Here is a 20366-nt window from a genome sequence, read left to right as displayed (position 1 = left end):
CGTAATACGTTCTGACATCTGATGGCCAGTAAGACTATCTTAGGTTATATTATATCAAATCCTTTTTCAAAGGGAAAGCCTATTTTGCAATATTTTGGTTTTCTTGCCAATCTTTTTGTCTGGAGCTTAAAATATTTCTCTGTATTGTCAGGGATTTTTTGCTGTTTTCAATACAAAAATCCGCTGTTTTACTCTCTCAAAGGGAACCTGCAGCAAGCTTCAAAATTGCCAAACCGAATCTGTAGGGGCGGCCTGTGGCCGCCCGCAGAAGCAAATGGCTCTGTCTATGGCAGGCGGGCGGTCACAGGCGCCCCTGCAGATGGCAGCAAATCTGATGCTTGCGTAAAAAGGACAGGCAAAGGGTTTTGAAAGCCAGAAAAGCCTGTATGCGGAAACCACATACAGGCTTTGTCCGTTATTGAATTTCCGGCAGGCTTGCCGCAGCCATTGACTGCCCCACCCTCCGGAACTTTTCGTCGGGCAGCTCCGGGACCATCTTTTCCAGCACCTCCGGGTACTCACTGGACAGCACCTTTTTGGCGGTATCCAAAATCAAGTCGCCGCCCTTGCCGCTCATTACCCGGCCCAGCAGCAGCACATGGCGGCAGCCGTACAGCTCGTAGTAGTAGGCCAAAGTATGGCCCAGGTAAACGCCAATCGACTCATAGACCTGGGCAGCCCGGGGGTCGTCCTCCGCCATCAGCGCCTGCACCGCTTTCAGCTTCTCGGCGGGGGAAGCGCTTTCTTCCAGCTCAATTCCCGCCCGGGGAGCCAGCTTAATCACGCCGTCCTGGGAAAAATATTTTACGCCGCAGCCGATATCGCCGCTCCACTCATCCCGCATGGCCTCCGGGTTGGCGTCCACGGGAACAAAGGCCAGCTCGTTGAGCCACCCGGTGATGCGGCCCTCCTCGTCCACGTAGCCCACCGCCTCACTGGTGCCCATGGCGATACCCAGCACGCTGTTGTCGTTCAGGCTCATAGCCCCCGCCAGGGCGGAGACGTCGCCGTCGTTGATGACGCAGTAGGGCACGTCGCCAAAGGTGTCACGGATAGCCCGGATATAGATATCCTTGACCTTCTCGTCATAAATTTCCTTGGGAACCTTTAAAAACAGGGAGGCGTTCATGGTCCGGTTGTTGATGAACACACCGGCAGAGCTGACGCCCACCGCGTCCACCCGGGGCATATGCTCCGCGGCGGACTTCAACGCGGCCACAATTCCGTCATAGTGGTAGTCCGGGTCGGAGTTGATTTTGGGGAACCAGACAACCTCCTCGGAATAGACGGTCTCGCCGTCGATCACGGCGGACACCTTCCGGTCGGACCCGCCGGCGTCAAAGCCGATGCGGCACCCGCCCAGATGGCCGCCAATGGCCTTGGGGGCGTCCTTGGCCTGGGGAATCTCGTCCACCAGAACAATTTCAAAGGGGTGCTCGAAGACGCTGGCCATGTAGTCCCAGTCGAACTCCTGCTGTCCGCCGGCGCAGTATACCGACTTGAGATATTCCCACACCCCCTCGTCTCCGCTGACGTAGACCTTGAAGCCGCCCTTCATCCACAAAATGGTCTTCACGATCCGTTCAATATAGTAACAGTCTGCCGCCTTCATCTCAGGGGTGCCGTGAATAAAGGTATGACAGGAGGCCATCTGACCGTCCGCCCGCTCCACAGCGATTCCCAAAGGCTTTTTCGCCCCCTCCAGAAAGGCGCGGTTAAACCGCATCAGAGGGATAAAATCCGGGTCCAGCACAGGGACATTTTTCAGTTCCACGTTGACGCCAAATCTGTTCATAAATGATTTCTCCTTTATCCGGTCGAATTTGCGTATGTGGGAGATTTTCGCAGTGGAAATTGTATCACAGATTTGTGCAATATACAATCCCTTTTCGGGGAAACCCAATCAAATATGTACTTTTTTTATATATTACGAAAGATAATTCAGACTTTTCCCCGGAATGCCCCTGCCGTCCGTTCAGTGCTATCAATATCTCTCCCTCTTCCCAAGCGCTGAGTTTTGCAAACTATCCCAATTTCCTTGACACTTCCAGGACTTTGGGGGTACAATACAGATGATAAATCTTACGCGGAGGTGCGCTATGATTACCCGTAAAAAAGTGTCTGTTCTGCCCATCTACCTGGTGGGCTTTGTATGGCTGGGCTATGCCCTGCTTTTCCCCCTGCGCGCTCCGCTGCACTATGTGATCTGCGCCGCCTTCTCCCTGGCGGCCTACACCGCCGGCAAGGCCATCTGGCCGGACAAGGTCTACCAAACGCCCGAGGTCCCCAAGACTGAGGCCAAAAAGGAGGAGAAGGAGGACCCCCAGGTTGCCGCCCTTCGCAAGGAGAAGGAGCGGGCCATCTCCGAGCTGCGCCGGCTCAATGATGCCATTCCCGACCCGAAAATTTCCGCCCAGATCGACCACCTGGAGGAGGTCACCGGGAAAATCATTGATTATGTGATTGACCATCCCCAGAAGAAGTCCCAGATTTCCCGCTTTTTGGACTACTTCCTGCCCACCACCATCAAGCTGCTCAACGCCTATGACCGGATGGACTCCGCCGGCGTGTCGGGCAGCAACATCAGCGCCACCAAGGCCAAGGTTGAGCAGATGCTGGACACCCTGTGCGCCGCCTTTGACAAACAGCTGGACGCCCTCTTCGGCGACGAGGCGCTGGATATCTCCACCGATATCACCGTGATGGAAAACCTGCTGGCCCAGGAGGGGCTGTCCGGCCCCTCCAAGCCCACCGGCGGAACGGGCGGCCCCACATTGGAGCTGTAGGGGCGGATATCATCCGCCTGATGTTACACACCCGGACAACATAGGGGCGGATCATATCCTCCCCTGCCGGAAAGGAGCTGAAATGAAGAAATATTCCGATAAAACCCACGCTCTGTTCATGGCAATCGCATGGACAATTTCGGCGATCCTCGCCATTGCCCTTATCCTGCAACGGGGCGCGGGCTCGTTGCGAATCATAACCGCCGTAATATTTACTGCCGACGCGGTACTCTGGTGGATGAACTATGCTAAAAAACGACAGGAGGAACAAAATCATGAGTGATGAACTGAACATGACACCTGAACTGACCTTTGAGCCCTCCGCCGCCCAGGCGGTGGAGGCCCCTGCTCTAACGTTAGAGCCCTCCGCCCCGGCGGCCCCCCAGGTGGAAGAGGCGGCTCAGGCCGCACGGGACGCCAACGCCGTCAAGCTGGACGAATCCATGCTCAGCGAGGCGGAGAAAAAGATGGTGGACGACTTTGCCCAGAAAATTGATATCACCGACTCTAACCTGGTGCTCAACTACGGGGCCGCCGCCCAGAAGAACATTGCCGCCTTTTCGGAGAGCGCCCTGAACAACGTAAGAACCAAAGACCTGGGCGAGGTGGGCGAGGCCCTGTCCTCCCTGGTGGTAGAGCTGAAAACCTTCGGCCAGCCGGAGAAAAAGGGAATCGGCGGCTTCTTCCAGAAGAAGAAAAACGAGCTGGAGGCCATGAAAGCCAGCTACGCCAAGGCGGAAACCAACGTGGAGAAGATTGTCAAGGTGCTGGAAAACCATCAGGTCACCCTGATGAAGGATATCGCCATGTTCGACCAGATGTATGAGCTGAACACCAAGTACTATAAGGAGCTCACCATGTATATTCTGGCCGGCAAAAAGCGGCTGGAGTATCTGCGCACCCATGACCTGGCCGATCTGAAAAAGAAGGCGGAGACCACTGGAGCCCAGGAGGACGCCCAGGCCTACAACGACTTTGCCAACCTGTGCAGCCGGTTTGAGAAGAAGCTCCACGACCTGGAGCTGACCCGGATGATCTCCATCCAGATGGGCCCCCAGACCCGCCTGCTGCAAAATAACGACACCCAGATGCTGGAGAAAATTCAGTCCTCCTTGGTGAACACCATCCCCCTGTGGAAGAGCCAGATGGTGCTGGCCCTGGGCCTGGAGCACGGCCGTCAGGCCACCGCCGCCCAGTCCGCCGTTACCGACATGACCAATCAGTTGCTGCAAAAGAACGCCGACATGCTGAAAATGGGCACCATTGAGACCGCCCGGGAGGCTGAGCGCAGCGTGGTCTCTATTGAAACCCTCCAGCACACCAACCAGCAGCTCATCACCACCCTGGACGAGGTGATGAAGATCCAGACCGAGGGCGCACAAAAGCGCCACGAGGCCGAGAAGGAGCTGGGCCGCATTGAGGGCGAACTGAAACAGAAGCTGTTGGAGCTGAGGGGGTAAAAAGGCCCCCTTTGCGAAGGGAGGCTTTAAACGCTGCGGCGAAAACAAGATAGGAGAACACCATGAAATTTTTGCAGAAAACCTGGGTGGCCTGGCTGCTCACAGCGGCAATGATCGCGGCGGCGGTGGGAATCGGGCAGGTCAAAGGCGGACGGCGGGAGGCTGAACCGCTGCCTGCCGGCGGCGCCGCCCTGGATGAGAGTTTGTCCACCAAACAGTTCGCCGACTATATCTGGGACGAGGCGGGGGTGCTGTCCTCCAAGGAGGAGGAACAGATCTGCCTCTACAACGCCAACTGGAACCAGCGGTATGGCAGCATTATCGCCGTGGCGGCAGTGTCCTCCGTAGACGGCGCTATTGATGATTACGCCTACGATCTGGGTGAGGAAATCCAGCTGGGCGCGTCGGATGGCATTCTGGTCCTTGACGCCTCCTCCAAAGACGCCTACCTGGCTGTAGGCCCGGACTATCCCCTCACCGACAGCCAGGTGACCTCCTATATGGACAACTGCCTGTATGAGTATGTCCAGTCCAAGGACTACGGCAAAGGCGTATTGAACCTGTTTACCAACCTGAATCAGTACTATGTGGAAAACTACGGCTTGGGTTATCTGGACAGCAGCAGCGCCCCTCCCACCGTCCAGAACGATCTCAATGCGGGCCGGCGGTTTTTAGGCGCTGTGATTTTGCTGCTCATCCTAGTCGCCGCTGTAACGGTGGTCAACGCCATTGACCAGATGCGCTACAACACCTACCGCCAGCGGTACTACGGCGTCCCCAATCCCCCGGTGATGTTCCGTCCCATCTTCTTCTGGCACGGGCCGGGCACCTACTGGTACCGCCGCCACTGGCAGCAGCCTCCCCCTCCCCCTCCCCCGCCTCCCAAAGGGCCTGGCGGCCCCGGTCCGGGCGGACGGCCTGGCGGCGGCAGTTTCACCGGTTTCAGCGGCCCAAGAGGCGGCTCCAGTGGGGGAAGCTTTTCCAGCGGCCCCAGAGGGGGCGGCTTCTCAGGCGGTTCCCGCGGCGGAGGCTTTTCCGGAAGCTCCCGTGGCGGAGGTTTCTCCGGCGGCAGTTTCGGCGGAAGCCGGGGCGGAGGGTTCGGCGGAAGCTCCCGGAGCGGCGGCGGATTTTCCGGCGGCGGCTCCCGTGGCGGAGGCTTTGGCCGGCGCTAGACATAAATAACCGCCCTCCCGGAGGAGGGCGGTTATTTTTCTTACTTGCCGATAAGCTTGTTGACCTGGGCCAGCAGCTCGTTCACGTCCACACCGTGGACGGCGCAGGCCTTCTCCACTGTCTCACCCTGGGAGGCGGGACAGCCCAGGCAGTGCATGCCAATGCCCATGAAAATGGGGGCGGCCTGGGGGGCAACCTTCAGGATGTCGCCAATGATGGTGTCTTTGTTGATGGTCATATTATTTTCCTCCGTCTATCTCTAGGATGGAGATAGTATAACCGATATTCCGCCTTTTTGCAACGAATTTTTTCTTCCCTTTTGGACAAACCAGCATTACAATCAAAGTGCCTTGGATTTTATAGCCAGACAACTCTAAAAAAGGACCTGATCGCATGAATCAAACCCATCCCGCCGCAGAGCGGCTGCTTCCGGTGGCCCTGCTCACCCTCTCCGGAGGGCTGCAGGACACCTACACCTACCTCCGCCGGGGCAAGGTCTTCGCCAACGCCCAGACGGGCAATATTGTACTCCTGGGCCAGAGCCTGTTTGACGGGGACTGGGGCCGGGCCGCCCGTTACCTCCTCCCCGTGCTGGCCTTTGCACTGGGGGTGGCGGCGGCAGAATGGCTCCGGGTCCGCCGACCCCGCTGGCAGCGGCGGGTACTGCTCTGGGAGATCCTGCTGCTGTTTCTGGTGGGGTTCATCCCCCACTCCCTGGATCAGCTGGCCAACGCTTTGGTCTCCTTCTCCTGCGCCATGCAAGTCCAGGCCTTTCGGCAAATGGAGGGCTTCGCCTTTGCCAGCACTATGTGTATCGGCAACCTGCGCAGCGGTATGGAGGCCCTGTGTGCCTTTATGCGCACCGGAGACCTGCTGGAACGGAAAAAGGCCCGGCTGTACTTCTTTGTCATCCTTCTGTTCGCCCTGGGCGCTGAAATGGGCAGCCTGGCGGTGGAACTGCTGGACCTGCCCGCCATCTGGCTGTCCTGCGTATTGCTGGCAGCGGTGCTGGGACTGCTTCTCAGCGAAACACCTTCTCCAGCTCCAGATAACAGCCCTCCAGACTGTTGACCTTAATCACATCCTGGGCTGTGCAGATGTCGGCCACCCGGTACAGCCCCTTCTCCAGCAGCATGACCTGCACGGTCCGATCTTCCGGGTTGACAATCCAATACTCCCCCACCCCGGCCCGCTGGTACAGGTTCAGCTTTGTCAGCCGGTCATGGCGCTGGGTGGAGAGGGACAAAATTTCGATTACCAGATCGGGTGCGCCCTTGCAGCCCTGGTCGTCCAGCTTGCTGTGGTCACAGACTACGGTGATGTCCGGCTCCACCACCGTATCCACATCCTTCGGGCTGTCCTCCACCCCCTCAAACAGGCGGACACCGAAGGGGGGCGGCATAGACCCGACACTTTTTCCCCTCCAAAAAATTGGCCAGCTGGCGGTAGAGCTCCCCGCTGACCTCCTGGTGTCTCCGGGAGGGCGGCGTCATCATAACCGGTGCGCCGTATATCAGCTCAATCCGCTCGTTTTCATCCCATCCCAGATAATCGGCGTAGGTATACCGTTCCTCTTTCGGCAGAGCCATGTCAACTCCTCCTGACCATTTTGTCTATAATTTAATATTATATCATGTCTCACCGGAAATTAAAGAAAAAGTCCGCCAAAAGGCGGACTTTTTTCCTGGCTCGTTTATCAGCCCTGCTGCTCACGCATCTTGGCGAAGCAGTCGCTGCAATAGACGGGACGGTCAGACTTGGGCTCGAAAGGAACCTTGGCCTCACCGCCGCAGGCGGCGCACACGGCGGTGAAGTACTCACGGGGGCCGCGGGCGGCGTTCTTGCGGGCGTCACGGCAGGGCTTGCAGCGCTGGGGCTCGTTCTGGAAGCCGCGCTCCGCATAGAACTCCTGCTCACCAGCGGTAAAGGTGAACTCGTTGCCGCACTCTTTGCATACCAGGATCTTGTCTTCGTACATGGATATTCCCTCTCTTTGACTTTTGCCCGGCACTTGGCCTGGGCGTGTGATATTGCGATCAGCTCTCGCTGGATACGCCGGTAGAAATTTGCAGGGCCGTCTTGCGGCGGATACGCTGGATGGCGTTGTCCACCGACTTCTGTGACCGGCCCACCCGCTGGGCGATCTCTCCACAGGAGAGTCCGTTCAGGTATGGGGGGAGTATTTGCGCTTCAAACTTGGATAATCGGCCCTTGAGCGCCTCCAGGCGCTCTTTCAGTTCCTCTCTGCCGATGACCACGTCCTCCGGGCTCTCGGCGCTGGAAAACATATATGCGTTGGTTCCGTCAAAAAGAGGGGGCTCGTAGGAAACACTGTGATTCAAAGGTGCGTGCTTTCCGCCCTGGGCCGCACGGACGGCGGTGTGCAGACGGCTGCGGATACAAATCTCCGCAAACGTACGAAAGGCGGCGTCCCGGCCTGGGTCAAAGCTCCGGATGGCGGTCAGCAGGCCCAGAAAACCTTCCTGAATCAGGTCCTCGCTGTCTCCCCCCGCCAAAAACAGGGGGCGGGCGCAGGCACGAACCAGCCAGCCATACCGGCTGACCAGCTCCGCTTCCGCCGGAGAATTGCCCTGGGCGGCGCCCAGGCAAAGTTCCTCATCAGAGGAATTTAGAAATTGGTGTTCCATACTATTATCTCGGCTATCATTCATAATAAACAAAATGTTCAGATTTGTCAAGGGTTTTCCCAAAAAACTTTGTTGACATTTTCCAGTCCCGGCCAGCGGGCCCGGACTGTGCGTTTTTCCTCAAAGATTTGAGATCAGATCGGCCAAACGTTGGGCAGTTTCCTGAGCCCGCTCCTCACTTCTGGCCTCCACCATCACCCGCATCAGCGCCTCGGTGCCCGAGGGGCGCACCAGAACCCGGCCCTCGCCGGACAGGGCCTCCTCCTCCCGCTGGACGGCCTGAGCCAGCAGGGGGCTGGCCATGGCGGCCTTTTTCACGTCGTTGTCAGCCACGGGGATGTTGATGAGCACCTGGGGATACCGGGGACAGGCGCTGAACACCTGGCTGGCCTTTTTGCCGCTCTCCTTCATCAGGGCCAGCAGCTTCAGGGCGGTAAGCTGGCCGTCGCCGGTGGTGGCATGGTCCAGGAAAATCATGTGCCCCGACTGCTCACCCCCCAGGCGGTAGCCCTTTTCCACCATCCGCTCCAGCACGTTGCGGTCCCCCACGTCGGTACACTCCAGATTCACGCCGTGCTCCCCGGCGTAGACGTGAAAGCCCAGGTTGGACATGACGGTGGCCACCACCGTGTCGCCGGGCAGCTGGCCCTTGGCCTTCATATCCAGGCCGCAGGCCGCCATAATCTGGTCGCCGTCGATAAGATTGCCCAGCTCATCCACGGCCAGGCAGCGGTCGGCGTCCCCGTCGAAGGCAATGCCAATATCATAGTGGCCGGCCTTCACCATGGCGGACAGGGCGTCCATGTGGGTGGAGCCGCAGTGGTCGTTGATGTTCACCCCGTCGGGGTCGGCGTTGATCACGTCGGTGCGCAGCTTGGAAAAGCGGTCAAACAGCCGGGCAGCGGTGGCGGAGGCGGCACCGTTGGCGCAGTCCACCAAAATGCGCAGGCCGCCCAGGGTGGAATCAATGGTAGATTCCAGGTGGTCAATGTAGTCCTCACTGGCCTTGGGGGCGGCGTAGCTCACCTTGCCTATGTCCGCCCCCGTCTTCATGGGCACGTTGTTGGAACCAAAGAGAACAATGTCCTCAATCTTCTCCTCCAGCTCGTCGGACAGCTTAAAGCCCTTGCCGTTGAAGATTTTGATGCCGTTGTGCTCAAAGGGATTGTGGCTGGCCGAGATGACAATGCCCGCGTCCGCCTCCTCGTCCACTGTCACCCAGGCCACGCCGGGGGTGGGCAGGGTACCCAGGTCCAGCACGTCCGCCCCGGCGGTACACAGACCGGAGATCAGCGAGCCCTTCAGCAGGTCGCCGGAGATGCGGGTGTCCTTGCCAATGGTCACCAGCGGCTTGCTCCCCTTCTTTTTGGCCAGCACCGTGGCCGCCGCCAGACCTACCTTATAGGCCAGGTCCCCGTCCAGCCCGGCGTTCACCACGCCCCGGATGCCGTCCGTTCCGAATAATTTGCCCATGCAGATACACCTCAAATTTCAAAATTATTTGGTCTCCACTGACAGGAAGTAGGCCCCCGCACAGTAAATATCTTCAAACTCAATGCGGAAGGCAAAGCCCGCCGGTTCCAGGACCTTCTGGTACGGCAGGATTTGTTTTTCCAGCGTTCCGTTCAGCTCGTCAATATCAATTACAATGGGCGGCAAGCTGCTCAGCCGCTCCAAAAGCTCCCCGGGGATCTTCCCCTTGAGGCAGTCCAGCACCGCCTGGGTGACATCCCCCTGATACCCGCCCAGCAGCAGACACTCTCCCCGCCGGGCCGACAGATACAGCCTCAGCGGCTCCTCCTCCAGCGCGCCCTCCTGCTGGATAAAGTCCAGCCACTCCTCCAGGCTCCGGACAAAAATCATGTCCTCCAGCACGGGAGCATACCGGTCGTAAACCGCCTGATACTCCTTTTTGGCCAGCAGTTCCTGTATTTTTTTCACATCTTCACTGACTTCAACAGTCATAATTTGCCCCCCATATCACTGTATATTGATCTGGTCTCCGCCCAAAAGCCTCCTTTTGAAAGGAGATGGCACGGGCACAGCCCGTGACGGAGGATTGTATTTTGGCGAAGCCAAAATGTATAAAATAAATCCGGATTGCAAACCTCGGTTACTTCGTATGTTTCGCTTCGCGAAACGCAATCCCCACCGCCCTGCGGGCGGAGCCCCTTTCAAAAGGGGCCTTTTGTGTGCTCACCTGTTGACTTCCCGCCTATCTGTGCGGCCCAGGAGGTAGTCGATGCTGACGTTGAAGTACTCCGCCAGCGCGTACAGGCCTGGAACATCCGGATATCCCCGTCCCTGTTCATAGCACCGATAGCCACCGTCGGAAAGGCCCAAGTGTACAGCCACTTCATGTTGCTTTACTCCATTTTCAACACGAAGTGCTTTTAAGCGACGTGGAAATCTTTCCATAATATGTCCTCTTTTCTCTTGACAGGCAGAGCCGAATGTCTTACGATAGTATCAGTATTTTTATCACTATTATCATTATTTTTATCCAGATGTGCTGCTATGAACACACTGCCATCTTTATTCTTCAACGACACGATTGACGCAGACATTGAGGCGTTTTGCGCCAGTGACCCGGAATTTGTAAATCGGAAGCAGCAATTTTATGCCGCTGCGCACAAAATTGCAGAGCTGGTGGGCTATGACCTGAATGACGCTTTTGAGGTGAGCCTTGGCGCATATTGGGGCCGCGCCTCCGATCTCTATTATCTCTATGGATTGGGTCTTCGTCAAGAGGTTTTGCGGGCAATGGGCAAATAATTATCTCTTGGCCGCCGCAAACTCGCAGGCCTCCCGGACCCAGTTCATCAGCTCACCGTCGATCTCCTCCACTGAGCCAATCACAAGGTGGTGGGTCCACCGTCCGGGGTAGGGCTCGGAGGCCTGGTCCACCCGTGGGGAGAGCTCCCGCCGGTTCAGCCCCAGGGTGACAGTGATGTAGGGGTCGGGCCGGTCCTTGGCCCTCCGGGCCTTAAGAAAGGACACCGCCCCGAACACCCGCCGGTTTTTCAGGGTGATCTGGGTCTTCTGGGGCTGGATGACCACCCCCTCCAGTTCGGACAGAAGCCGCTCCTCAAAGGCCTCGTAAAGGGGAATTGCTTCCGGGTGTTCGTTGAAAAAGAACAGGATGTTTTGGTCCATAGGCCCTCCTTAAAAGCTCAGTTGGTCCAGCCCGCCCTCCGGCCCGCCGGGGACGGGGAGGCCCAAATGCGCATACGCCTTGGGGGTGACACACCGGCCCCTGGGGGTGCGGGTGAGAAAGCCCAGCTGCATCAGGTAGGGCTCGTACACATCCTCCAGGGTGACCGACTCCTCGTTGATGGTAGCGGCCAGGGTATCCAGTCCCACCGGGCCGCCCCGGTAATTTTCCACAATGGACCGAAGCATCCGGTGGTCAATGGCGTCCAGCCCCAGGTAGTCGATCTCCAGGGCGGTGAGGGCCTCGTCGGCCACCTTTTTGGTGATGACACCCCCCGCCCGCACCTGGGCGAAGTCCCGCACCCGGCGGAGCATCCGGTTGGCAATACGGGGGGTCCCCCGGGACCGGCGCGCGATCTCCATGGCGCCGTCCGGCTCAATGGGCACCTCCAGAATGCCGGCGGAGCGGGTGACAATCCAGGAAAGCTCCTCCGGGGAGTACAGCTCCAGCCGCAAGGTCACCCCAAACCGGTCCCGGAGCGGGGCGGACAGCTGGCCCGCCCTTGTTGTCGCTCCAATCAGGGTGAATTTGGGCAGGTCCAGCCGGATCGAGTTGGCCGACGGCCCCTTGCCTATGATAATGTCAATGGCGTAGTCCTCCATGGCGGGGTAGAGAATCTCCTCCACCGCCCGGTTCAGCCGGTGGATCTCGTCCACAAAGAGGATGTCGTTCTCGTTCAGGTTGGTCAGCAGAGCGGCCAGATCCCCCGCCTTCTCAATGGCGGGGCCGGAGGTGATGCGCACATTCACCCCCATCTCGTTGGCAATAATGCCGCTGAGGGTGGTCTTGCCCAGCCCCGGCGGGCCGTGGAGCAGCACGTGGTCCAGGGGCTCGCCCCGCATTTTCGCTGCCTGGATGAAGACATCCAGGTTGCCCTTGGCCTTCTCCTGGCCAATGTACTCCTTTAAAGTCTTGGGACGCAGGGAGTACTCCCCCTCGTCCTCCCTGGTCAGCGAGGTGGTCACCAGGGGCTCCAGCTCCTCCGCCTCAAAGCCGCCCCCGCCGGAAAAATCAATGCTCAAAATGTCACTTCCTTATCTCGTCCCTAAGCCTCCCTTCGCAAAGGGAGGTGGCATTTGCGAAGCAAATGACGGAGGGTTTTCCCCACCGAAAATGCAGCTGTCTCTGTCAGAGAAACCCCCCACCGCCCTCTGGGCGGAGCCCCCTTTGCGAAGGGGGCCTTTTTACCATCTCTGTGCCAGCTCCCGGAGGACATCCAGAAAGGCCTCCTCGCCGAAGGTGTTGAATTTGAACAGCACGCCCTGGCTGCCCCCGGCGGTGATGCCGGAGAGAAACAGTTTCTCTCCGTCCCCCACCAGGGTTAGGGTCATGGACAGACGATTGCCGCCGGTCATGCTGTACCGCTCGTAGACCCGGACGGTCACCCGCACGCCGAAGGTCTGAACATAGCTCTCCTCCTCAAAGCTGGCCGACATGCTGCCCTGGAGGATGCCGTCGTGAAAGTAGCGCAGGGCCTGATCGTAATCGCCCTGTAGGGTACACTCAAATTTTGCCATTATGTCACCCCTTCATCATCTTTTTCAGCGCCTCTTTTATAATCTGCTCCAGGGACAGGCCCTCCAGGTCAATCCCCTTGAGGGCCAGGTTGATCTCTCCCTGGGAGTAGCCCAGCACCGCCAGGGCGGCGGTGGCCTCAGACAGCTTGTTCTCCGGGATGACGGTAACTCCGGTGCCGCCGTAGCTCTCCCCAGAGGCGCTGATGGTCTGGCCCTTGGCCAGCTTGTCCTTCAGCTCCAGAATCACCCTCTGGGCGATCTTCTTGCCCACGCCGGGGGCGCAGGTGAGCGCCTTCTCGTCCCCGGTGATGATGGACAGGGCCAGATTGGCCGGGGTGCTGGAGGACAAAATGGACAGCGCCGCCTTGGGGCCCACTCCGGACACGGAGATCAGCTGCTGGAACAGCCGCAGCTCCTCTGCCGTGGCAAAGCCGTACAGGTCCACCCCGTCCTCCTTGACGCTCAGGTGGGTGAACAGCTTGCCCCTGTCCCCCTTTTTCAGGGCGGACAGGGTGCAGCTGGTAGTGCGGCACGCATAGCCCACGCCGCCGCAGTCGATCACGGCCAGAAAGGGCTCAATGTGGGCCACCGTGCCGTTTAAGTAGTAAAACATAAGCGTTACCTCGTGTCGTATTTTTCCGGGTCAAAGACCCGCTCTGTGTTCAGCAGGCTGGTGGCCGAACGGGCGTGACAGATGGCAATGGCCAGAGCGTCGGCGGCGTCGTCCGGGCGGGGGACATTCTTCATGGACAGCAGCCGCTGGGTCATCAGCATCACCTGCCGCTTGTCAGCCCCGCCGTAGCCCGCCACCGCCTGCTTCACCTGCATGGGGGTGTACTCGAAGATAGGCACCCCCAGCTTCTCCGCCGCCAGGAGGATTACCCCCCGGCCATGGGCCACCGAGATGCCGGTGGTGATGTTTTTGGAGAAAAACAGCTCCTCTACAGCCATCTCGTTGGGGTGAAAGGTGTGAATCAGCTCCTCCATGTCGTTGGAGATTTGCAGCAGCCGGTGGGACAGGGGAATGCCCGCCGGGGTGGTAATCACCCCATAGCGCAGAAGCGTATTTTTCTGCCGGTCCGCCCGGATGACACCAAAGCCGATTGTAGCCACCCCCGGGTCAATGCCAAGGATAATCATATGCTCCTCCCCTGCCCTGTTCTTTTTCTGTTGTAAAAGAAAAAGAACCAAAAAGAAAACTTTTGGGAAAAACTTCGTTTTTCCTCCTGCTCACAATATCACATGATAATTATAGCACAAATCTGGTAGAATGGGAAGATGGATTTTTACGGACAAAAGCCTCCCTTCGCAAAGGGAGGTGGCATCCGCGCAGCGGATGACGGAGGGTTTTCTCTTGTCGAAAATGCAACTGTCTTTGTCGGAGAAAACCCACACCGCCCTCCGTACGGAGCCCCCTTTTCCAAGGGGGCCTTAGAACACATGCAGAAGTTTTCAATTTTTCTGTGACATTTCTTCCCTCTGTTTTGAGTTACAGGTGAAAGGAGGTCTTGCGTATGGAAGCTCTGCCGCTGCGCGCGGGCGGTGAGATGGATGCGATAATTGACCGCTATCAGGATATGGTGTACGGCCTGGCCCTTACTCGGACGGGCAATCGGACCGACGCCGACGACGTATTTCAGGAGGTATTCCTGGCCTACCACCAATCGGGAAAGACCTTTCGGGACGAGGAGCACCGGAAAGCCTGGCTGCTGCGCACCACTGTCAACCAGTCCCGGCGGGTGACCTCCTCCAGCTGGAGGAGGAAGACTGTCCCCCTGTCGGAGCGGGAGGACACCCCGGTCCAGTTTCGGGAGCCCGAAGAAAACCAGGTCTGGACCGCCCTGCAAAGTCTGGCCGAGGACTACCGCCTGCCCATCTATCTGTTCTACTTCCAGGAGCTGTCCACCCAGGAGATCGCCAAGGTGCTGGCCATCCGCCCTGGGGCCGTCCGAATGCGGCTGACAAGGGGCCGGGAGCAGCTCCGGGAGAAGCTGAAAGGAGCGTATTTTGATGAATAAGGAGCTTTTTGACTCCATGCAAAAGCAGATGACCCCCAGCCCGGAGGTCCGGGCGGCCCTCACTGAGAAACTGACCCAGCCGGTAAAGAAACGGCCCATTCCCTGGAAAAAATACACCGCCCTCGCCGCCTGCGCGGCGCTGGTGGTCGGGGCGTTTACCGTCTATCAGGCCGGAAAGGACAGGTATTACCCCCTCATCAGCAAAATTCCGATCCACAGCTATGTGACGGTGGAGGACCTGGCCGGATACATCCCGGAAAACGCCACTACCGCTACCGGCGGAAGCGAGGGGAGCGACCAGGACATGGGCATGACCCCCGAGGACCTGACCGCCGCCATGCTGGACGTGGGCTACACCCGGGAGGAAATTGAGGAGTACCAGTCCATCGGCTACCAGATGACCTGGGCCAAGTGGTGGAAGTTCGTGGACGGGCAGAAAAACAGCGAGGGAAACGACCCCTTCAACCTGGATTCCCTGAAAATGTTCTCCCAGAAGGAGCTGTATGTCCGCACCGGGGCACTGCCCGCCCCCAACACCGGCGACCTGCCCGGCGGGGCCTATGTGGGGGACGTCCCCGTCCAGGAGGGGGCTGAGGACTACCAGAAGCTGATGGCCCACTTCAACGGCGCCTACCCCGACTGGTACGGCGGGGCCTATCTGGACGAATCTGGCCGGCTGGTGGTCCAGGTGGTGGAGAGCGAGGACCCTGGCGACAAATCCCTGGAGCTCCAGGTGCTGGACTGGACGGGCAGCGACACGGTGATGTTCTCCTCCTGCAAATACTCCCTGGCCCAGCTCAGCGAACTGATGGACCGGCTTAACGCCCTCCCGGACAGCAACCCGGAATGCGGCGACGTGATGGCGGGCTGGGGCATCAACGAGGAGGCCAACCGCATTGAGCTGACCCTCACCCAGGTCAACAACTCCATCCTGGTCGTTCTGGCGAAGCTGGACCCGGAGGACGACATGATCCTGGTCCAGGTGGGCCAGCGGGCCACCGCCGATGTGGGGACCGAGAGCCCGGCTGTCTCCCACGTCATGCCCGGCGGAGTCACCGTCCCGGACGACGAGGACCTGATCGCTGTGGAGCCCTACTACGACGGGGCCAAATACGACGTGGAGGACCTGCCCGAGAAGCTTCCTGAGGAGAAGCAGCCCGCCCTCACTGTGGATTCCATCCCCGAGGAGGACGTCTCCACCTCCAGCTGGTTCCCGCAGGAGTGAAGGCTCCCTCAAAGAGGGAGGCAAAATACAAGTACGAGTTTTTTTGACATGCTGAAAAAAGCGGCCGTCCAAGCAGGACAGCCGCTTTTTCGTTGACTCAGCGTTTCTTGTTGCTCAGGAAGCGCAGCAGATACAGGAACAGGTTGACAAAGTCCAGATACAGCTGGAGAGCGGAGAAAATAGAGGCCTTGGCCAGCATGTCGGGGGAGGCGGAATAGAAGCTGTAATAGGCCTTGATTTTCTGGGTATCGTAGGCGGTGTAGCCCAGGAAGACAGCGATGCCAATGAGGCAGACCACCCGGTCAAACATGTCCAGACCAGGGATAAACATGGACAGCAGACCGAAGATAATCAGGAAAATCAGCCCGGAAAACAGGATGGTCCGCAGGCTGGACAGGTCTCGCTTGGTCAAAAAGCCGTAAGCCGCCAACGCGCCGAAGTAGACAGCGGTGAGCAGGAAGCACAGCACTACAGCGGTGAGCCCATAGACCAGCAGATAGATGGACATAGTAAAGCCGAACAGGGCGGAAAACAGCACAAACAGGCCGATAGCCGTCCCCACCGCCATCTTCTCAATGCGGCGGACCATGGTGAAAGAGATGATCAGGGTGGACACCAGCACAATCAGCTGCACCGCGTTGAGCATACGCGCATAGGCCAGATAATAGATCGCGTCGGTGATCCAGCAGCCCACCGCCACCCCAAAGGTGACCAGCAGTCCCAGCACCATCCACAGGAAGGTCTTGGCGGTATACTGCCCCAAAGTGTCGCCCTGGCTGGAGGCATAACCGCGGTCAAATTCATAGGGATCAAAACTCATAAAAAGCGCTCCTTTCTTTGCGGACAGCTTCTGTTCAGTCTGCCCGATAGAGGTTGGTTCTATTATACTTCGACAGCATGAAAAAATCAACTGATTTCAGAAAAGTGTTTCTCCTCGCTGAAAAAAGCTTCCTTTTGAGAGGTGGTGCCCCTTTCAAATGGGGCCTTGTTCTATCCTCCAAAGGCGGCATCATAAAAGTTGTTTTCCACAATCAGCGCTGTGGAGTTCAGCTTGTAGCTCACCAGCTTCTTCATGGCGGAAACATAGTTTTCCTGCTCCTCCGCCGTCATGGTGACCCCCTCTGCCGGGGTGAACTCCTGGGTAAAGCGGTTGTAGAAGCCCCGGTCAGTCATCCAGCAGGTGGAGGTAAAGACCACCAGCCCCTCGCTGTCGGAGAGGATGTCGCTGCCCGCCAGCATCCGTGAATCATACTCCAGCCCCAGCAGATTGGACACCGTGGGCAGAATGTCCACCTGACAGCAGGGCTTATCTACCACAACCGGCTCCTCCATGCTGGCCGACCATATAATGAGGGAGTTTTTATAGACATCAAAGTCAATGCTGGACTCGTCCAGGTGTTCCATGGCCTCGGAACTGCCAAACGTCTGTCCGGACAACTCCTCCAGGGTGTCCACGTTGAAGTAGGGAATGTGGTCCCCGGTGGCCACAATAAGGGTTTTGTCCAGCTTGCCCGCCGCCTCCAGCTTCTGAATCAGCAGCTCCAGAGCGCGGTCCACCTCCATGACGGTGGCCACATAGTTCTGGGTGGTCTCGCTGTAGGGCAGCGCCCGGACCGTCTCCCGGTAGGGGGCCACAATCCTGTTGTTGGAGTAGGGCATGTGGCCGCTGATGGTCAGGTAGTAGACATGGAAGGGCTGGTCAGAGTTGATATAGTCATCCACGCTTGCCTCCACCATCACAGTGTCCCGCTGGGGCCATTGCAGGCCGCCGTCGTTTTTCAGCTCCAGCCCCTCAAAGCCGTTGCCAAACTGGTGCCAGTCGTAACCCAGGTTGGTGTGGGAGGCCAGACGGCCGTACATCTCAGAGTTGGCGTGGTAGCCCAGCACGTTGTAACCCGCCCGTTTCAGCTGTTGAGGCAGAGTGAGATAGGCGTTGAAGCCCACATTCTGGCCATCCTTTTTAAACTGTACTTCTCCGGTACGCTTCATGGTGATGGGGTTGCCGTTTTTGGGATACAGGCCCAGCAGCGTCTGGCACTCGCCATTGGAGGTGCTGGTGTAGTGGAGGGCGGTATAGAAGTTGTTGAAGACAAAGCCCTCGTGGGTCAGCTTATACAGTGTGGGGGTGAGCTGGGGGTCGATGGCGTAGCCCGAGAACCCCTCAATGACCACCTCGATCACGTTGTAGCCCTCAAACATACCGGTATACTCATTCTTTTTGGTAGGAGTAACACTGTTGAAATAGTTGGCCAGCCACTTGACATCGTCGTTCGCCCCGTTCTCAGACAGAGCGGCCAAGTCCACATCCATCACATTGGGCGAAGTGTCAATCACCGGACCGGGGTCATCCACCTGGGATGCATCCCCCGCAGAGCTGCCCCCCGGCGGCGTCAGAACCTCCAAACCGCTGAAATCGTTGCCCATGGTGTTGCTCACCGGGACAATCATATGCTTGATATCCAGCCGCAGCATGGTCAGCAGACCCAGCTGCTCCACCTGGTCGTCCACATTGGTGTCCACCTTATACAGCCACCCGGGAGTTACGTCCCCCTTCCAGGGCAGCAGCGTCACCCCAATACCCAGCACATGACAGAGCACACAGGCCCCCAGCACTATGGCGGCAAAGCGGACGTCGAAGCGCTCAAAGCCCGGAAAATCGTTGCCGAATATGCAGATCAGGATGGAAGGCAGCAGCAGGATCAGAAGGATCGGGATACTGTGGATAACGGTGGAGAGAATAACGTCGGAGTAGTCAGTCAGCCGGTTTCCCGCCGCCACCTTCAAGGCGCTGGGGCCGTAGTAGGACTGGAGGATGGTCTTGGCGATAATCTCCACTCCGTAGACCACCGACAGGAGCACTGCCAGCACCTTGGAGATTATACTGTTCACCTGCGGGTGCCAGGCCAAAGTAAGAGCGGACAGGAAAAACCCCGCCGCAAAGCTGAACACAAAATACACCGGAGCGTAAGCCAGGGATGTCTTCATGTAGACATGCAGCACCAGCTCCAGATAGAGCAGCAGCAGCGGAAACAACAGCACCCGCTCCAAGGTCTGGATCATAACCGCCGCCTCGCTGCGGCGGGACCGGCTGCGATTTCCGCTCATCCTTCTCCCATTATACCCCATTGGAATCGACCTCCAATCGAAAAACCTTTTTTTACCTCTCCTACTTTACCTACTTGCCCGGTCGCAGTCAAGGGATATTTCTTTAAAATTTTATAAATTCTTCACCCCTGATTTTGCTTGACAACTGTTGGGGAAAGTATTTAACATGTAGGCATCTTATAAAGCTCAAACGGGGAGACAGAAAGGGTGGTCACCGCGGTATTGCACTTCGTTTTCGTTAAAAGGGGCTTTATAGCTCTTGCAAAACATGTCAGTTTCTGTTATACTGCTGTTGAAAACAAAAATGCGGCAGCTTTATGGGTGTTACCAGCACCCGCAAAGCCTGCATAGGTGAATACTGCTCACCTACACAACGGCCATCGGCCGCACCGCATGGAATATTATACGACAGGCCAGCCTTTTTGTAAAGGGTTTGGTTTGTTGTAGTGTTCGTGTGTTTGTGTTGTCGAAGACTCTTCTTTGCTGTGTAGGCTTTGCACCTGCACGGCGTTTTTGTTTTTTACCCCGGCTCCAGGGGTGGAAACGCCCCTGGAGACCGTAAAAACAAACAGGAGGAAGAAAAACGCCCATCAAAGAAGAGGAGGAACGCAAAATGTTTAAAATTATTTTAGCGATCGTGGTAACGTCTGTGGCTATGCTATATAGCCTGAATACCGATTCTAAATTTAGGATCACGCCAGATGAATCGATTCCCAAAAAGACACAGCTATTCATCCAAAGAAAATCCGGCTTTATCGGACTTGGAATTTTACCAGTGCCGTTATTGCTGGCTTTTGAAAAATACCAGATTTCTCTTTTTTTCCTTTTAATCGGCTTGGTTGGTGTATTGATTTTCATTCCAGTAATTTTGCTGGCGAAGTTTCCGTTGGGCCCATGGCTTTTGGCATGCGCGGTGATCGGAACCGGTGAAGTAACACGAGCCGTCCTCCTCTTTACGCTTGTTGGGAAGCCGGTGGTCGACCGGGTCGATTTTATAAACCGGTACGGGATGGAAGCCTATCTGAAAATGTGTGTCCAACAGGCGGAGCGCGGCAAAACCACAGCCAAGCAGCCCGGCCTCTTTGACGCGCTGTTTTGGGGCCCCCAGGCAACGGATGGTTTGACAACAATGTATATCAAAAATGAGAAGCTGTACCAATAGGCTAAAGCCTTTTTAACAAAGTGCGAAAAGCGGCAATCATGCAAACCGCCTGAGCAGA

General features: G+C 57.6%; 26 protein-coding genes. 10 read left to right on the top strand and 16 right to left on the bottom strand.

Features of this window, described 5'->3' with window-relative positions; all coding sequences use genetic code 11:
* Positions 1–21: 21 nt before the first annotated feature.
* Positions 22–369 carry a hypothetical protein gene (locus NFS22_RS19125; RefSeq protein ID WP_251319322.1) on the top strand — a complete coding sequence of 116 codons (348 nt, stop codon included), beginning with the start codon at positions 22–24 and terminating at the stop codon, positions 367–369.
* 46 nt (positions 370–415) lie between these two features.
* On the opposite strand, the gene NFS22_RS19120 is transcribed toward NFS22_RS19125, so the two are convergent.
* Positions 416–1795 carry an ROK family protein gene (locus NFS22_RS19120; protein WP_251319321.1) on the bottom strand — a complete coding sequence of 460 codons (1380 nt, stop codon included), beginning with the start codon at positions 1793–1795 and terminating at the stop codon, positions 416–418.
* A 304-nt stretch (positions 1796–2099) separates the two neighbouring features.
* Between NFS22_RS19120 and NFS22_RS19115 the strand changes: the two genes are divergently transcribed.
* From NFS22_RS19115 to NFS22_RS19100, 4 genes are all read left to right on the top strand, one after another.
* Positions 2100–2786 carry a 5-bromo-4-chloroindolyl phosphate hydrolysis family protein gene (locus NFS22_RS19115; protein ID WP_251319320.1) on the top strand — a complete coding sequence of 229 codons (687 nt, stop codon included), beginning with the start codon at positions 2100–2102 and terminating at the stop codon, positions 2784–2786.
* 82 nt (positions 2787–2868) lie between these two features.
* The gene (locus tag NFS22_RS19110; RefSeq protein WP_251319319.1) at positions 2869–3069 is read left to right on the top strand and encodes a hypothetical protein; all 201 of its coding nucleotides are present in this window, start codon (positions 2869–2871) and stop codon (positions 3067–3069) included.
* A complete protein-coding gene (locus NFS22_RS19105; RefSeq protein ID WP_251319318.1) occupies positions 3062–4246 on the top strand; it encodes a toxic anion resistance protein in 1185 nt (394 codons plus the stop codon). The genes NFS22_RS19110 and NFS22_RS19105 overlap by 8 nt, the downstream gene beginning before the upstream one ends.
* 62 nt (positions 4247–4308) lie before the next feature.
* Complete coding sequence (locus NFS22_RS19100; protein WP_251319317.1) at positions 4309–5418, top strand: TPM domain-containing protein; 1110 nt, start codon at positions 4309–4311, stop codon at positions 5416–5418.
* 41 nt (positions 5419–5459) lie between these two features.
* Here NFS22_RS19100 and NFS22_RS19095 read toward each other — a convergent pair whose 3' ends face one another.
* Positions 5460–5657, bottom strand: a complete 198-nt coding sequence (locus NFS22_RS19095) for a DUF1858 domain-containing protein (RefSeq protein ID WP_251319316.1) — start codon at positions 5655–5657, stop codon at positions 5460–5462.
* A 155-nt stretch (positions 5658–5812) separates the two neighbouring features.
* Here NFS22_RS19095 and NFS22_RS19090 point away from each other — a divergent pair, with 155 nt between their 5' ends.
* Positions 5813–6490 carry a YoaK family protein gene (locus NFS22_RS19090; protein ID WP_251319315.1) on the top strand — a complete coding sequence of 226 codons (678 nt, stop codon included), beginning with the start codon at positions 5813–5815 and terminating at the stop codon, positions 6488–6490.
* Here the strand turns inward: NFS22_RS19090 and NFS22_RS19085 are convergent.
* From NFS22_RS19085 to NFS22_RS19055, 7 genes are all read right to left on the bottom strand, one after another.
* The gene (locus NFS22_RS19085) at positions 6441–6821 is read right to left on the bottom strand and encodes a Uma2 family endonuclease (RefSeq protein ID WP_251319314.1); all 381 of its coding nucleotides are present in this window, start codon (positions 6819–6821) and stop codon (positions 6441–6443) included. The two genes, NFS22_RS19090 and NFS22_RS19085, sit on opposite strands and share 50 nt — an antisense overlap.
* Positions 6790–7008, bottom strand: coding sequence for a Uma2 family endonuclease (locus tag NFS22_RS19080; RefSeq protein WP_251319313.1), 219 nt, complete (start codon positions 7006–7008; stop codon positions 6790–6792). Before NFS22_RS19080 ends, NFS22_RS19085 begins: the two co-directional genes overlap by 32 nt.
* A gap of 107 nt (positions 7009–7115) precedes the next feature.
* Entirely contained in the window at positions 7116–7397 is a 282-nt protein-coding gene (locus NFS22_RS19075) for a zinc-ribbon domain containing protein (RefSeq protein ID WP_160571009.1), read from the bottom strand.
* Positions 7398–7455: 58 nt separating this feature from the next.
* A complete protein-coding gene (locus NFS22_RS19070) occupies positions 7456–8067 on the bottom strand; it encodes a sigma-70 family RNA polymerase sigma factor (protein WP_251319312.1) in 612 nt (203 codons plus the stop codon).
* Positions 8068–8187: 120 nt separating this feature from the next.
* Positions 8188–9540 (bottom strand): phosphoglucosamine mutase, encoded by a 1353-nt coding sequence (glmM, locus tag NFS22_RS19065; RefSeq protein ID WP_251319311.1) that lies wholly within the window; start codon positions 9538–9540, stop codon positions 8188–8190.
* A 24-nt stretch (positions 9541–9564) separates the two neighbouring features.
* Positions 9565–10032 carry a hypothetical protein gene (locus NFS22_RS19060; RefSeq protein ID WP_251319310.1) on the bottom strand — a complete coding sequence of 156 codons (468 nt, stop codon included), beginning with the start codon at positions 10030–10032 and terminating at the stop codon, positions 9565–9567.
* 231 nt (positions 10033–10263) lie between these two features.
* Positions 10264–10485, bottom strand: a complete 222-nt coding sequence (locus tag NFS22_RS19055) for a helix-turn-helix domain-containing protein (protein WP_277614886.1) — start codon at positions 10483–10485, stop codon at positions 10264–10266.
* Positions 10486–10584: 99 nt separating this feature from the next.
* Here NFS22_RS19055 and NFS22_RS19050 point away from each other — a divergent pair, with 99 nt between their 5' ends.
* A complete protein-coding gene (locus tag NFS22_RS19050; RefSeq protein ID WP_251319308.1) occupies positions 10585–10842 on the top strand; it encodes a hypothetical protein in 258 nt (85 codons plus the stop codon).
* On the opposite strand, the gene NFS22_RS19045 is transcribed toward NFS22_RS19050, so the two are convergent.
* The 5 genes from NFS22_RS19045 to ruvC all read right to left on the bottom strand — a co-directional run bounded on the left by NFS22_RS19045 (position 10843) and on the right by ruvC (position 13938).
* Positions 10843–11223 carry a DUF5655 domain-containing protein gene (locus tag NFS22_RS19045; protein WP_251319307.1) on the bottom strand — a complete coding sequence of 127 codons (381 nt, stop codon included), beginning with the start codon at positions 11221–11223 and terminating at the stop codon, positions 10843–10845.
* A gap of 9 nt (positions 11224–11232) precedes the next feature.
* A complete protein-coding gene (ruvB, locus tag NFS22_RS19040; RefSeq protein WP_251319306.1) occupies positions 11233–12303 on the bottom strand; it encodes a Holliday junction branch migration DNA helicase RuvB in 1071 nt (356 codons plus the stop codon).
* Positions 12304–12465: 162 nt separating this feature from the next.
* Positions 12466–12798, bottom strand: a complete 333-nt coding sequence (locus tag NFS22_RS19035) for a DUF6054 family protein (protein ID WP_251319305.1) — start codon at positions 12796–12798, stop codon at positions 12466–12468.
* 4 nt (positions 12799–12802) lie between these two features.
* Positions 12803–13411, bottom strand: coding sequence for a Holliday junction branch migration protein RuvA (gene ruvA / locus NFS22_RS19030; protein WP_251319304.1), 609 nt, complete (start codon positions 13409–13411; stop codon positions 12803–12805).
* A gap of 5 nt (positions 13412–13416) precedes the next feature.
* A complete protein-coding gene (gene ruvC / locus NFS22_RS19025; RefSeq protein WP_251319303.1) occupies positions 13417–13938 on the bottom strand; it encodes a crossover junction endodeoxyribonuclease RuvC in 522 nt (173 codons plus the stop codon).
* Between the two features lie 374 nt (positions 13939–14312).
* Between ruvC and NFS22_RS19020 the strand changes: the two genes are divergently transcribed.
* Both NFS22_RS19020 and NFS22_RS19015 read left to right on the top strand, forming a co-directional pair.
* Positions 14313–14816, top strand: a complete 504-nt coding sequence (locus NFS22_RS19020) for an RNA polymerase sigma factor (RefSeq protein WP_251319302.1) — start codon at positions 14313–14315, stop codon at positions 14814–14816.
* Positions 14809–16041 carry a hypothetical protein gene (locus NFS22_RS19015; RefSeq protein ID WP_251319301.1) on the top strand — a complete coding sequence of 411 codons (1233 nt, stop codon included), beginning with the start codon at positions 14809–14811 and terminating at the stop codon, positions 16039–16041. The genes NFS22_RS19020 and NFS22_RS19015 overlap by 8 nt, the downstream gene beginning before the upstream one ends.
* Positions 16042–16138: 97 nt before the next feature.
* Here the strand turns inward: NFS22_RS19015 and NFS22_RS19010 are convergent, their stop codons facing one another.
* Together NFS22_RS19010 and NFS22_RS19005 are read right to left on the bottom strand one after the other, a co-directional pair.
* Positions 16139–16861, bottom strand: coding sequence for a Bax inhibitor-1/YccA family protein (locus tag NFS22_RS19010; protein ID WP_251319300.1), 723 nt, complete (start codon positions 16859–16861; stop codon positions 16139–16141).
* A 170-nt stretch (positions 16862–17031) separates the two neighbouring features.
* Complete coding sequence (locus NFS22_RS19005) at positions 17032–19167, bottom strand: LTA synthase family protein (RefSeq protein WP_251319299.1); 2136 nt, start codon at positions 19165–19167, stop codon at positions 17032–17034.
* Between the two features lie 592 nt (positions 19168–19759).
* Here NFS22_RS19005 and NFS22_RS19000 point away from each other — a divergent pair.
* On the top strand, positions 19760–20308 hold the full coding sequence (locus tag NFS22_RS19000) for a hypothetical protein (protein ID WP_251319298.1): 549 nt from the start codon (positions 19760–19762) through the stop codon (positions 20306–20308).
* The last annotated feature ends 58 nt before the right edge of the window (positions 20309–20366 follow it).

It is taken from the genome of Flintibacter muris (assembly GCF_943192995.1).
Taxonomy (GTDB): domain Bacteria; phylum Bacillota; class Clostridia; order Oscillospirales; family Oscillospiraceae; genus Lawsonibacter; species Lawsonibacter muris.
This window is presented reverse-complemented; position numbering and strand designations above follow the sequence as displayed.